Origin of the sequence: Roseibium algae (assembly GCF_037783265.1) — a bacterium.
In the GTDB taxonomy this organism is placed as follows: domain Bacteria; phylum Pseudomonadota; class Alphaproteobacteria; order Rhizobiales; family Stappiaceae; genus Roseibium; species Roseibium algae.
In genome coordinates, this window is the sequence record NZ_JBAKIA010000021.1 from 1 (window position 1) to 13,741 (window position 13,741).

Here is a 13,741-nt window from a genome sequence, read left to right on the forward strand (position 1 = left end):
TACAACACCAAGCGACCCCATAGTGCATTGGGCTACCGCCCACCTGCGCCAGAGGCCATCATCCCGATGGACCAAAGGCCAATCATGCACTAACTTTCAAAGTGGACCACTCAAGTGGGGCTGATCAGAAGGGCGGTGCAGATTTCCCGAGCCAGCTCTTTACTGACGTCGTCGCAGTCCAATTTGTACTATGAGCCGATGGGCGAAAGTGCTGAGAACTTGCGGTTCATGGAAATCATCGACAAGCAGTTTCTGGAAACGCCGTGGTACGGATCGCGGCAGATGGCGCGTTACATGAAGCGCAACAACCACCAATGTGGCCGCCATCGGATCCGTCGTTTGATGCGCCTCATGCGTTTGGTCCCGATCTATCAGGAACCCAACACCAGTAAGAAACATCCTCAGCACAAGATTTGGCCATATCTGCTGCACAACGCGGTGATTAACTGCCCGAACCAAGTCCGGTGTACAGATATTACCTACATCCCGATGCGCCGTGGGTTCTTATATCTCATGGCGATCATGGACTGGTACAGTCGCAAAGTACTTGCGTGGCGGCTGTCAAATAGCATGGACGCGGACTTCTGCGTGGAGGCCCTGAGAGAGGCCTTATCAAAATACGGCAACCCTGAGATCTTCAACAGCGATCAGGGCAGCCAGTTCACCAGCGGCGCTTAGATCGACGTGCTGATCGACGCAAAAATCAAAATCAGCATGGATGGGAAAGGCGCTTGGCGCGACAACCGCATAATCGAGCGACTGTGGCGGTCGCTGAAATATGAATGTGTGTACCTGAACGCCTTTGAGACAGGATCAGCAAATGGCTAGCCTACTACACCTCTCTGAGCGCCCCCATTCGACCCACGGCATATTGACCCCAGATGAGGCCTATGCAAGCAAAACAGAACCAATGAGATTAGCAGCCTGAAATTAAACCCTGATCCATCTTAACAAGGCTGCAAACTGGTCTAAAATCTAGGACCACCTCTCTTTGCTTTAGTCGCTGCGACAGCTTCGGTTGTTAGAGCGATGGCGATCAGCCCCCCCCCGACCAGCGTCATGGTCGCGATGCTTTCGCCAAGCAACAACACCGCCCAAAGTGGTGCCATGATAGCCTGACTTCTGGTGAGCAAACCCACGAGCGTCGTCTCAATTCTTTGTATGGCGCCGTTCACAAGTATATGCTGGATACCCATCGTAACAATCCCGAGGTAGATACAAAGTACAATATCTAAGAACGTGCCGTTAAAGCTAAATTGCATGACTAGGCAAGCAATGAATGTCATAAACGCTGAGAGCAAGAATGTTGCCAGCGTATCTGTATCACCCTGCTTTTTCACAAATGTCAGCATGAACGAAAACGAAATACTGGCTATGAGTGAAAGAGCAAACCCAAGTGTTGAGCCCTGACGCAGCCCCCCGCTGACCATTATGCCGATACCCAGAAAACATAACCCAATCATTGCCAGAGTTCGCGGCTCGACGGGGCGTCCCAGAATGATGATCGACAAGACAGCGGTGATAGCCGGTACACCGGCCATGGTCAGCACAACGTTTGAGATTGTCGTTTCCAGAAGTGCATAGATAAAACAGAACTGGGAGACAGTGAGCGCAGTTGCCGCAATGAATGAATTTATGTTGAAACTGCGCACTGATCCCACCAAACCGGTTCGCCGGGTCAGTGAGATAAATATCGCCAGAAATGCAAAAAATGAAAAACTGCGCAACAGTAAGATATCCAGAGCGTTGGCTTGTTCCATCAATCTGACCGCAACCCCGGCCGTGCTTGTGCAGAAGGCGGCGCATAACGCCATCAGGACACCTTGACGACGGAGCCCCGTTTGAACATCACTCATATGGATTAGCTCGCGTGGCCATACCCACCACCTCCCGGGGTCCCCATTTCAATTCTGTCCCCTTGCTTCAGAATGTGCTGGGATTTTGGATCGACATCTTTTCCGTTGATGCGCAAATAGCCGACATTGCCGGGCAAACCACCCTGAATGCCCGGTGCTGGCTGAGTGGTTCGCTCTGACAAAAAGCTAATCGCCGCGCCGTCGTTGCCAGAATATTCAAACATGATGGACTGGCCATCGCCTCCGCGATAACGACCGGCACCGCCAGAGCCACGGATGATCTTTTTATGAACCACATGCAAAGGGGCGGTTTGGTCAATCGCTTCACTGGGAGTGGCGGAAATATTGCCGGGCCAACTCATACAATGGATACCATCGCGTGAAGATGCTGCCCCCATTCCCCCATTGAAGAAGAAAAGATTTGCTTGCGGGCGACCCTGAGAATCAAGCGAGGCCAGATTTAAACACCAAATCGGCGATCCCGATGCCGCCAGAACCCGTTCTGGAATCACTTCGGCAAGTGCTTGGAAAATCAGCGAAGGTATATAGTGACCAATCAGAACCCGTGACCCGCCTGAAGCCGGGAAAACCGGGTTCACGATGGATCTTTCGGGGGCCTCAACCGAAATTGGAGTCACAAACCCCTCATTGTTTGGGATATCTGGCGCGAGCGCACATTTGATCGCATAGGCTGACATCGAAAGCGTGTAACAGTAGGCGCAGTTGATAGCTTTGGGTACCTGCTGCGAGCTACCGGCAAAATCCAGAGAAACCTCGTTGCCTTTAATGGTCACCTTTACCCGCAATGTGATCGGTGAGTCCGTCAATCCATCTGTTTCCATTTCAGCCGAATAGCTGCCATCGGGAACAGCCGCGATTGCTGTTGCCAGAGCGTTTTCCGCACGCGTACGTATTTCGTGCGACAGCTCCTTAAGGTCTTGGAGGTGGTATTGCGCCATGAGGCTGTGAATGCCACGTTCGATCAGTTCGAGAGTGCTTGTCTGCGCCGCTAGATCCCCTTCGACCAAGTCGGGCACCCGCACATTTTTCCGCAAGAATGCTCGCAAAGTTTGATCCATCTGGCCGCCACTGAAGAGCTTGAGCATAGGAATCTGAAGGCCTTCTTCAAAGATCTCACGCGGTTCTGGCGATCGAATTTTCCCCCCAATATCAGGCGCATGCGCTGTGGATGCCGCGAATGCGATCAATTCGCCTTTGTAGAAAATCGGGCGAGCAACTGAGATATCGGGAAGGTGGCCCGTCCCATCATACATGTCATTGGTTATGAGCACATCGCCGGGTTTAAGAGTGTTGGCAGGATACTCTTTGAGGAATGCGCGGACCGTTCGGGGCAATGTCCCAATAAATGAAGGCAGGCTGTCAGTGGCCTGTACAAGAGAATTGCCTGTTCTGTCTGTAATAATGACAGAGAAATCGTATGAATCGCGGACAACCGTTGAAAATGAAGACCGCAGCATCGCCGCCGCACCTTCGTCAACGATGGAAATCATGCGTGTCCAGAGCGTTTCAAGTGTAATCGGATCCATGGTCTATCCCTCCAGCGCCGCTGGCGCTTCATGTGTCAGGTCAACGATGAGATTTCCAAGCGTATCGACGCGAACCTCCGCCGCCTGTCCAACAACAACTGTGCTGTCTTGCTCTTCGATCACCAATGGTCCAGCCCAGGTTTGGCCGTCAGTCATCGTTGAACGATTCAAAACTGTTATGACATCGGATGTCCCGCTCAGCCCCGTATGGAGCGGACGATCTCTGACTTCTCTTGATTGCTCGTCATCAGATACTTCCAACTTGACTGTGCCGTCGAAGGTCGGGGAGATGGCAAAGGCCCGGATATTTGTCACTTCAATCGCTTGCCCGGCAAGCACACTGCTGAACTGTTTTCTGTATTCGCTTTCAAACCGGTCGCGCCAAGTGGCAAGAGTGTCTTCGGTCACCGGACCGTCCGGCAATCTAACGGTAATATCGTAACCCTGACGAGCATAGCGCATGTCGGCGAAACGTTCGATGCGAGGCTTTTTGCCAGCTACGGTTCGTTCGACAATTGACGCTGCTGAGCTGATAATAGCATCGAACTTTGTGTTTAGCTCGGCGGGATCAATCCGATTGAGGGATTGGCCGACCGGGGCCACGCGATCAAGCCGCGCAGGCGCCAGAAGCAGGCCCAACGCCGATGCCACACCGGCAGCCAATGGGATAATCACACGTTTTGCACCAAGCTTACGGGCCACGTTCACCGCGTGGACCGGACCCGCGCCACCGGTGGCAAAAAAGGAAAAGTTTCGAACATCCTGACCGTGTCGTGCCACATGGACCCGAGCGGCGGCGGCCATATTTTCACACACGATATCATACACACCAAACGCTGCCCCATCAGCGTCAAGTCCGATCGAAGACCCAAGACCTACAGCCACGGATTTGGCTTCACCGATTTTGATATCGATACTGCCACCAGCAAAGTATTCAGGATTAAGGCATCCCATGATCATATCGCAGTCTGTCACGGTAAGATCCTGACCGCCCCGGCCATAGCAGACCGGCCCGGGCTTCGATCCAGCCGAGCGCGGACCGACCTTCAACAGACCCAAATCGTTCACATGAGCGATTGAACCGCCCCCGGCGCCGATCTCAATCAGTTCGATGGTTGAAATGTTGATGGGAAGGCCGCTGCCTGGCGCAAAGCGTTTTTCCGGGGCTGCTTCAAATGAGTATGCGATATCGGGTTCATTGTCCTGAACCAAAGCAATCTTGGCGGTTGTTCCGCCCATATCAAACGCAATCAGAGCCTCTTCGCCCATCATCCGACCAAAGCTTGCGGCGGATAGCACACCCGCAGCAGGGCCAGATTCCAGCAGGCGCACCGGGAACTTCTGAGCCTCTTCAACATCGGTCAGACCACCGTTTGAAAGCATCATGAAGAACGGTGCCATAATGCCCAATTCTTCCAATGCAACAACCAGCCCGTTAATATAGTTTTTGGCAAGCGGCTGCACATACGCGTTCGCAGCAACCGTTGACATCCGTTCATATTCGCCAAGCTGTGGCGACACTTCGTGTGACAGCGAAACCGGCAGATCGGGATACCATTGGGCAATCAACTCTCTGGCGCGGATTTCATGCGACGGGTGCGCAAACGCATTTTGGAAACAGATCGCCAACGCTTCTGTCCCTGAAGCGACAAGCGCGTCTACCTGAGCCTGCAATTCGGTTTCGTCCAGTTCGGAGTAGACTTGTCCATCGTTCAGAATTCGTTCCGGGACTTCCCGCCGCAGGTCATCGGGGACCAGGGGGTCCGGCACTGATAGCAGAATGTCATAGATGTCGTATTTTCGTTCGCGCGATATTTCCAGCGTGTCGCGAAACCCGTGCGTAGTCAGCAGGCCCGCTTTGACACCACGTCTTTCGATCAGCGCATTAGTGAACAGCGTCGTTGCGTGAACCACTCGCTCGACTTGATCGGCGGCACAAAAATCACCCACAATTTTGTTGACGCCTTCAATCACGCCACGGGTCGGATCATCATGCGTTGTTAGTTCTTTCGCAGTGTTGATTGTCCCCGTATCAAGATTGAGAACAACAAGGTCAGTGAACGTCCCGCCAATGTCGATTCCAAGTGCGTAAGATGTCATGCAAGGGGTTCCTGATTTTCAGAGGCTTTTTCTTTTAGGGCGAGGGCGAAAAGCGCGACCAGAATTGCAACGCCGACAAAGTCGGTAATCTTATCCGTGAGGAAGAAGCACAAGGTTGCGCACGCCGCTATTGCACGGTGCCATGGTTTCAAGGGGACAATCAGCCAGCCGATACAGAATATGGACAGAGCGAATATCCCGCACATGGCTGTGATAGTGGTCCAGCCGACTTGAGCGTAGCTGCCAATTCCGAGCAGCGCCGGATTGTAGGCGAATATGAAGGGAATTAGGAAGACTGACAGACCCAGCTTGAACGCGGTCAGGCTAGTCTTCCATGGATCGGACCCTGATATGGCGGCGGCGGCATAGGACGCGATCGCCACAGGAGGAGTGATTGAGGATTTCGCGGCTGAAAACAATACGAACATATGCGCCGCGACGAGCTCAACACCAGACCCCACAAGCCCCGGAGCCAGCAATGTTGCCAGAATAATGTAGGCCCCGGAGGTCGGCATTCCAATCCCAAGAACGATGCCCACAATCATGGTCAGCAACAGGGTCAGGAACAGATAACCACCTGTAATATCAAGGATCAAACCACTGATTCTAAGGCCCAGACCCGTCAGTCCGATTATGCCGACTAGAATGCCGCCCACGGCACAGGCCAATGATACCGGTGCGACGACACGTGGTGCTTCGGTTGCAGCACGCCAGATGATTTTGTGAATTGAAAATCGTTTTTCGCCGTCAAACAAGACGGTCAGGATGATCAGTGTCAGAATGGAGTACACGGCAGCGGTGGTGGGCGACCATCCGTCAATCAACAGATACAGCATGACCACGACGGGCAGAACCAAATACCCACGTTTCAGTAAGCTTTTCCAAAGATCTGGATCAGTGTTGGCTTCGGGCTGAATATTCAGGCGGCGCGCTTCCAGATCGACCATAAAAAACACGCCAAGAAAATACAGGAATGCCGGAATGATCGCGACCGTTATGATTTCAACGTAAGGGATGCCCGTCAGTTCTGCCATGATAAAGGCTGCGGCCCCCATAATCGGTGGGGTCAACTGACCACCCGAAGAGGCAACGGCTTCGACTGCAGCTGCGAACCTCGCGGAAAATCCATGCTTTTTCATCGCTGGGATAGTGAATGATCCGGTGGTAACGACATTGCCAGCGGATGACCCGGACAACATGCCCATCAATCCGCTGGCAACAATTGCACTTTTGGCGGTGCCTCCGCGCATGCGCCCGGTCAGGGCGGTGGCCAGATCGGTAAAGAACTCGCCCGCCCCAGTTGCCACCAAAAACCCGCCAAACAAAACGAAATGGAATACATAGCTTGCCATAACCGCGATTGGCGCGCCAAAGATACCTTCGTTTGTGAAGTAGATGTACTCAATAAGGCGCTCAACGGAAAAGCCGCGATGTCCAAACCCACCTGGAAGGTAGCCCCCTAACAGGCTGTATCCGAGAAAGACCGCACAGATGAGGACAACGGACATTCCGATTGTTCGGCGGCACGCATCAAGGATACACAAGACCATCACTATTCCGAAGAATGTGTCGGAGAAGCTCATGGGGTCCACCATGACCATCCGGTTCGTGATGGCTTGGTAGTTGACCAGCAAGTACAGGGCTGATGAGACGGATAGCAGCAAAAGTAGCACTGTCCATGCTCGTTCCAGCACACCTCTCCAGCCTGCATTCTTGAAATTTGTTTGGCCGAGGAAAATGATTGCAAAGGTGAAGAGGAGGAACAGCGGATAGTTGATTTCTGGCACTTCAGCCCCGAAAAAACCCGCATAGAGATAATATGCTGACATTGTGAAGGCGACGACAGCACCCAGCAAGGTCATGATTTTTTCTACAGTCATGTTGGTTTCCTCTGTTTGCGCATGGCATGGTTACCAAGCACAAAAAGAGGCAGAAACTAATCTGCCCCACTCGATCTTCGCTTAAAGAACGCCAATTTCTTCGAAGTAGCGCCGGGCACCAGGATGCAGATCTGCACCGGTAACACCTGCCATATGCTCAGCCGTCAATTCGCTGAGCGACCCATGAATAGAACCGAGAGCTTCAAGGTTTTCAACGAATGTTCTAGTCAGCCAGTATGCGTCATTTTCAGACATGTCTTCGTTCACAATGATGATCAGATCAGTGCCAACTGTTTGGATGTCTTCATCCTGATTGCGATAAGTGTTCGCAGGAATAACAGCGCGCACATACCCGGCGTTGGTTTCTGCCATTTGTGAAAACACATCATCAGAGATGGACAGGAAAGACACATCCATGGTCTGGGTCACTTCAGACATAGCGGGTGAAGGGGGATTGGTCGTCGCTGTAAATCCAACAACGCGCCTGTCCTTGGTTTCAGTTGCCCCAAACCCCTGACTTCCACGCGTCAGCTCCAGATCGTCCTCGGTCAGTCCGACGGCGGCCAGCGCACTTTTGAATGCTTCGGTCGAAACGTTCCCGACTTTCTGCGAGGCATAGCTTTGCCCTGCCAGACCAGCAATGTCAGTAATGCCAGCGTCATCGCGAACCGATATATGAAGTATGTTTTGTGACAGCCGCATCAAAGCCTGAACATTTGTAATCGGTGCGGTAAATGGTTCGACTGCATCGCGCGCCATTGGCGGAACAATCGTGGTGGTGAAGCCCAGATCGCCGCGGCCCTGACTAATCAAGGGTACGTTTCCGACGCCGCCTGCACCAATCTCGCTTGTGGTTTCGATGCCTGCTTCTGAGAGCATTCGCGCCATACCGCCGCCCATTGAATACCAGGAGCCGCCCTGGCCCGCAGTGATAAACGTCAGGCCGCTTGGCTTGTCTTGAGCTAGAGCACCCATTGCGCCCGCCGCTACGATTGTGGCACCCGCCACGACATTCAGGATTGCTCGTTTCATTTCATTCCTTCCAAAGTCTGAATTAAATGCCTACAGCTTACTCATACCTAAAAAAACGGCAATGGTCAATAATGCATACATTTTCAACCAAAAGGAAAAATTTCGCCAGAGTATCAATAAATGGATAGCGTTTGGATAGAATGACAACCTTTCGGCAACCGTGTACTATAAGCCTTCAACCGACTCGCAGTATTTTAGGAAATGCATGGCCCGTGAAGATCAGCTACCCGAGTCTCGGGATGCCCTTGAACGCAGTACTCCGTCACTGACCGAAGTTGCCTATCAAGGTGTTCTTAAGTTAATTCGTGACGGTGAAATTCACCCCGGCGAGAGGGTAAAAGAGGCAAGCGTTGCGAAGATGATGGGCGTCAGCCGGACGCCGGTACGCGAAGCGATTCGGCGGCTGCAGGCAGAAGGGCGCGTTGTCCTTGAGGCGCAGCGCGGAGCTGTTGTCGCTGAGCTAAATCGGCAAGAAATGGCGGAACTGTTTGCCGTTCGTGAAAGACTTGAAGGGATCGCCTCCGGGCAGGCCGCGCAACATGCAAGTGACGCGGAAGTCGATGTACTGGAGAAAATCCTTGAGGAAACAACCGAACCTTCATTGTCAAAAAGAGAGCTTAACCAGTTGAACTGGAAATTGCATTTTGCGATTTATCACGGGGCTCACAACCGTTTCCTGATCAAAATGGTTGAGGCCATCGCTGATTCCATGGCTCTGCTTCGTGGATCTCATCACATTCCAGAAGGTCGGCCAGGTGAGCTGTATGGCGAACACAAGCGGATCGTTGATGCGATTCGCGCGCGTGATCCGGACGCGGCAGAAGCCGCAGCAAGGGCACATATCCGGCGCTCTCATCTCACGCATCTAAGTACTTTGAATGAGCTAACGTCGTCCACCATGTCACGATAGCGCAAAGTATCAGCGAGCTCTTATCCTGCTATTCCCTTGATTTATTTGTCGTCATCGAATTTTTTTGGTGCCGGGTCTTGTCGCTTGACCAATTTGCGTCGGTGTTGCCCGTCATCTTGCGAATTGCAGAACTTTTTCCGCTACAGAGGTGGCGGGTACGTTTCCCAAATTGTCGCGGCAGCACCGGATTGACCTTAAGATTAGCGATGCATCCGCTGAATTTTTGCGGCGGCGCACGGCCAGTTGACCAACTGGTTAGCATTGCATACAATAACAACCAAATTAAACTGAGGTGCTTTGTTTTGAATACCAATTGCCATCTGGCACAGTCCGCAAAAACCCGTATGGTTGGCGATAACTCGGCTCATCATTTTTTTGGTTACTACAACAAGACCAACTTCGATCGGGCAGGCAATCGACTTCTAGCAAATCGGGTGCAGCAGTTCACTGGAGATATTGATGGCAGCGAAACAGCGATTGTCGGATATTTTGACCTGACCAATAATGATAAGTTCCATAGTCTGGGTGAAACGACGGCGTGGAACTGGCAGATGGGTTGTCAGTTACAATGGGTTGGCCACAAGAATCAGGTGATCTACAACACGCGCGCGGCGCAAGCTGAGCGGGACACACCTTATCCGGATTTTTCGTCAACCCTGGTCGATTTGGACAGCGGCGCTCGGCGCGAGCTGCCCCTGCCGATCTATGTAGTGGCCCCCCATGGCGACTATGCCCTTTGCGTTAACTACGCGCGGTTCATGGTGACGCACCGAACGATCGGTTACCCGGCAAGCCATAAAGAACCGCCACTGGCCCTCGCCCCATCGGATGATGGGATCTACCGGATGGATATTGGTTCTGGTGAATACAGCATGATTGTCAGTTTAGATCAGCTAAAGAACTTTGACCCAGTCGCCTCAATGGACAAGGCAATTCACTGGGTAACTCACCTTGAAGCGAACCCGTCTGGTAGCCGTTTCTTGTTCATTCACCGCTGGACGGAACGTGTTGAAGACGAGACGTGCTTTTTACATCGCCTATTTACGGTTGATGGAGATGGACGAAATCTGAAATTGCTTGAATGCACTGATCATCCGCTCCCACAGCTTGACGACAATTTTGACATCAACGATGTGGGCACTTTCGACTACGAAAAATCCGAGTATCAGATTTCTCACCCAATGTGGAAATCCGATAGCGAAATCATCGTTTGGGGACCTCATTCCGGTCAAATTCACTATCATCTTTATAATGATGAAACCGGTGACGTACAGGTGATTGGACACGGGATACTCACAGAGAATGGTCATATGAGCTACTCTCGTGACGGGCGCTGGATTTTGTCCGACACCTACCCCGATTCGTCCACGAACGAACGCATTTTGTTCCTATTTGACACCCAGACAAACCGCCGTCACGATCTTGGCTCCTTCTTTACTCCACCCGACCTAGGCAAACACAACCGTTGCGATCTCCACCCACGATGGAGCCCGGACAACGAGCAGATAAGCTTTGATTCTGTCCACGATGGATGCAGACAAATCTATCTGATTTCCCACTCTAATGGCTGAATAGGTGTTGTCACGTTAACAGTTGCAGATTTGCAAACTTGCCGAAATCGGCATAGTGACCCGGCTGTCGACATCTCCTATCAGCTACAAACGCCACCGCTTTCCGCCCGAAATTATCGCCCACGCGGTCTGGCTCTACGTCCGTTTCAATCTGAGCCTGCGCGAAGTCGGGGAGATGATGCTCGAGCGCGGGATCGACGTCTCATACGAGACCGTCCGACGCTGGATGGTGAAGTTCGGTCCCGGCATCGCCCGAAATCTACGCCGCCGCCCGGCGCACCCCGGCGACATTTGGCATCTGGACGACGTCCGGGTGGAGATCTCGGGTCGTGTGTTCTGGCTCTGGCGAGCTGTGGATCAGGATGGGATGGTTCTGGAGGAAATCTTACAATCCAGACGTGACAAACGGGCTGCGAAACGGCTTCTGAAGTCGCGGATCAAGCGCCACGGAATTCCCCGGCGGATCGTGACGGACTAATTGAGATCGTACGGCGTGGCGAAACGCGAGGTGGCGCCCGGCCTCAAGCACCGGTCCCACAAAGGTCTGAACAATCGTTCCGAAAACAGCCATTTGCCGTTCAGAAAGTGAGAGCGATGCATGCAGGGATTCCGATCTCCGGGAGGCTTGCAACGATATGTGTCCTGCCACTCAGCCGTATTCAACCGCTTCTCCGGTCCCGCCCGCCGCCGCCGCTCCACAGTTCAGATCAGATACCACCGCCTGGAGGCTTTCGACGCGTGGAAGGTCGCTGCGAGCATCGCTTAAACGGCGAACACAATCGCCTTCATGCGACCCGGCGCAGTTAATGTGACAACACCCGGACGCCCAAATCGCAAAAGCGAAAATGATCATCCTTTGCTCCTCAAAACGCCCAAATGTACAAGCTCGGGGCCTTTGGACCTATCAGGCGACGAACTCTACCCAAAACTGGAGAAAAAATCGGGGCTCAGGTCAATTATGCGAAATAATCAAACTCTAGAAATCAAATTTAGACGGGGGGCAATTGAACATAGGAACTCCTGCGATCAGCGGTGCTTTTTGAACTGAAACACGCCCTCAGTCTCGCAATAGGATCAATGGGCCTATTTGCACCGACTGCAGATTGAGTGCTTTTTCGAGGAAAGCAATGGCGGCTTGGGTGTTTGCGATCGCGATCGTGCCGCTCACTCTTCTGTCGGCCAAGCCCGCATTGGAAATCACGATTTTCCCAGAAAAGCGACGCTCAAGTTCTTCAACCACATAAGACAGTGGCGCATTGTCGAGAACCAGCATTCCGCGCTGCCAGGCAAGAACTGAATTCGTGTTCGCCGGCGTTATCTCACTAAGGCTGCCGTCTGCACCGTGATCGATGCTGTGCCCCTCCTCCAAGCGCACAGGCGTCAACTCTGGGTCGGCGAATTCAACCAAGACAGCATTGTGTGTCACCGTAACTTCTGTTTCTACATCTCCACGACGGATGTCGAACGCCGTACCAAGGGCAGTGACGCGCGTACCGCCAATGACCACTGTGAAGGGGCGCGCTGGATCAGCTGCGACTTCAAAAAACGCCTCCCCCCGAAGCAGAGACACAGTGCGACTATGATCTGTGTAACTGTATGCAATGGCCGAGGAGGCGTTCATGTGAATGGTCGAGCCATCTGCAAGCTCAACGACGGGCAAATCTAAGACGCCAGAAAGAACATCTGCCTGCAGGCGCATCGGACCATCGAAATAGAAAAACAAGGTTCCTGCAGCCGCCAAGCTCAGTAAAGTTCCGGTAGCCGCTTTAATTGTGTTGGCAGGTCTAGCTTCAAAACTATTGAGCACAGGATCAGATTTTATAGCTGCGCGAACATCCCCCAACAATTGCTCGGCGACGTCATAGGCCCTCTGATTCTCTGCATCACATTCCAGCCATTCGCAAAACGCCTGTGTATCGCCTGAGGACTGTTCCGGTTCCCTATTTCGGAGAACCCAATCCGCAGCCTCCTGATGGCGCTTGCGCTGCACTCCAGTAAGACGCCGTTTCGGCATTATGTCTCCCAAGGTTTTCTGTCTCACACAATAGACGAACGAGATGAGCAGATTGGGACCTTTACCCGATTTCCAACAGCCGATCTAGGCAATGGGTGAGTGCGCGCCTTAAGTGGCGATCCACCATGTTGCGGGAAATTTTCAGTTTTACGGAGATTTCGTCAGGCGTCAGTTGATGAAGTCGATGCAGGATAAACACGGCCCGGCGGCGGGCGGGCAACTCGCCAATCGCCTCCTGCAGAATGCGAATACGTGCGGCAGTTTCCAACGCTCGCTCTGGAGATGCAGCCTCTGCAATGAGGTGATGCTCTTCGAGCTCCATCGACGTGAAGAGCCGTGCTTCAAACTGCTCTCTTCGATATCTGTCGATGCCAAGATTGACGGCAGCACGGCATAGAAACGCCTTGATGGATCGTTTGTTTCGCAAGACCTCTGGCTGCGCTGCAAGCTTGATGTAAAGGTCATGGACAACATCCAGTGCATTGCCTTGAGAGGCCGTGCGGTAGCGGACTGCCTTTGCGATATCAGTATAATAGACCTCGATAGCCCGATTCAGCAGCTCATTGCCATCTGGTTCGCTATAGTCTGAGATTGCATTGGATATGCTGGTCATAGCTATTCAGGTTTCCTGGATCACTCCAGCGATCGGCAGACGTCCAGTGGCTAGGGACCTTTACCCCCTTATGGGGTGCTTTTACATGGTCCTTGATGCTTCCAACGCGCCAGCAGCCGCGGTCATTGTTGTCCGGTAGTTAACCGAGAACTCTACAGGCTACTTAGTCCTAAATGTAAAACGGGTGCAATAGCAGTAGCTTAGACGCATTCCAGAGT

The 13,741-nt window shown here is 52.7% G+C and carries 9 protein-coding genes and 2 pseudogenes; 4 read left to right on the forward strand and 7 right to left on the reverse strand.

Annotation, left to right across the window (positions count from 1 at the left end; translation table 11 throughout):
* Positions 1–132: 132 nt before the first annotated feature.
* Positions 133–928: pseudogene (locus tag V6575_RS20825) on the forward strand (IS3 family transposase); the annotation flags it as partial.
* A gap of 40 nt (positions 929–968) precedes the next feature.
* Here the strand turns inward: V6575_RS20825 and V6575_RS20830 are convergent.
* From V6575_RS20830 to V6575_RS20850, 5 genes are all read right to left on the reverse strand, one after another.
* Positions 969–1,856: a DMT family transporter gene (locus tag V6575_RS20830; RefSeq protein WP_340277149.1), complete on the reverse strand. Its 888-nt coding sequence runs from the start codon at positions 1,854–1,856 to the stop codon at positions 969–971.
* A 5-nt stretch (positions 1,857–1,861) separates the two neighbouring features.
* The gene (locus tag V6575_RS20835) at positions 1,862–3,403 is read right to left on the reverse strand and encodes a hydantoinase B/oxoprolinase family protein (protein WP_340277150.1); all 1,542 of its coding nucleotides are present in this window, start codon (positions 3,401–3,403) and stop codon (positions 1,862–1,864) included.
* 3 nt (positions 3,404–3,406) lie between these two features.
* Positions 3,407–5,503 (reverse strand): hydantoinase/oxoprolinase family protein, encoded by a 2,097-nt coding sequence (locus V6575_RS20840; protein ID WP_340277152.1) that lies wholly within the window; start codon positions 5,501–5,503, stop codon positions 3,407–3,409.
* On the reverse strand, positions 5,500–7,383 hold the full coding sequence (locus V6575_RS20845) for a TRAP transporter permease (RefSeq protein WP_340277153.1): 1,884 nt from the start codon (positions 7,381–7,383) through the stop codon (positions 5,500–5,502). The genes V6575_RS20840 and V6575_RS20845 overlap by 4 nt, the downstream gene beginning before the upstream one ends.
* An 81-nt stretch (positions 7,384–7,464) precedes the next feature.
* Positions 7,465–8,415, reverse strand: coding sequence for a TAXI family TRAP transporter solute-binding subunit (locus tag V6575_RS20850; RefSeq protein WP_340277155.1), 951 nt, complete (start codon positions 8,413–8,415; stop codon positions 7,465–7,467).
* A 205-nt stretch (positions 8,416–8,620) separates the two neighbouring features.
* Between V6575_RS20850 and V6575_RS20855 the strand changes: the two genes are divergently transcribed.
* From V6575_RS20855 to V6575_RS20865, 3 genes and pseudogenes are all read left to right on the forward strand, one after another.
* Positions 8,621–9,325, forward strand: coding sequence for a GntR family transcriptional regulator (locus tag V6575_RS20855; protein WP_340277156.1), 705 nt, complete (start codon positions 8,621–8,623; stop codon positions 9,323–9,325).
* A gap of 77 nt (positions 9,326–9,402) precedes the next feature.
* Positions 9,403–10,896, forward strand: coding sequence for a hypothetical protein (locus V6575_RS20860; protein WP_340277157.1), 1,494 nt, complete (start codon positions 9,403–9,405; stop codon positions 10,894–10,896).
* A gap of 64 nt (positions 10,897–10,960) precedes the next feature.
* Positions 10,961–11,662 (forward strand): annotated as a pseudogene (locus tag V6575_RS20865) (IS6 family transposase).
* A gap of 291 nt (positions 11,663–11,953) precedes the next feature.
* Here V6575_RS20865 and V6575_RS20870 read toward each other — a convergent pair.
* On the reverse strand, positions 11,954–12,910 hold the full coding sequence (locus V6575_RS20870) for a FecR family protein (RefSeq protein WP_340277159.1): 957 nt from the start codon (positions 12,908–12,910) through the stop codon (positions 11,954–11,956).
* Between the two features lie 61 nt (positions 12,911–12,971).
* Entirely contained in the window at positions 12,972–13,523 is a 552-nt protein-coding gene (locus V6575_RS20875; protein WP_340277160.1) for an RNA polymerase sigma factor, read from the reverse strand.
* Positions 13,524–13,741: the final 218 nt, after the last annotated feature.

Bases quoted from the DNA above. Each gene is read 5' to 3' on its own strand.
- V6575_RS20850 (WP_340277155.1), bottom strand. From the start codon at position 8,415: ATGAAACGAGCAATCCTGAATGTCGTGGCGGGTGCCACAATCGTAGCG.
- V6575_RS20840 (WP_340277152.1), bottom strand. From the start codon at position 5,503: ATGACATCTTACGCACTTGGAATCGACATTGGCGGGACGTTCACTGAC.
- V6575_RS20830 (WP_340277149.1), bottom strand. From the start codon at position 1,856: ATGAGTGATGTTCAAACGGGGCTCCGTCGTCAAGGTGTCCTGATGGCG.
- V6575_RS20845 (WP_340277153.1), bottom strand. From the start codon at position 7,383: ATGACTGTAGAAAAAATCATGACCTTGCTGGGTGCTGTCGTCGCCTTC.
- V6575_RS20835 (WP_340277150.1), bottom strand. From the start codon at position 3,403: ATGGATCCGATTACACTTGAAACGCTCTGGACACGCATGATTTCCATC.
- V6575_RS20875 (WP_340277160.1), bottom strand. From the start codon at position 13,523: ATGACCAGCATATCCAATGCAATCTCAGACTATAGCGAACCAGATGGC.
- V6575_RS20855 (WP_340277156.1), top strand. From the start codon at position 8,621: ATGGCCCGTGAAGATCAGCTACCCGAGTCTCGGGATGCCCTTGAACGC.
- V6575_RS20870 (WP_340277159.1), bottom strand. From the start codon at position 12,910: ATGCCGAAACGGCGTCTTACTGGAGTGCAGCGCAAGCGCCATCAGGAG.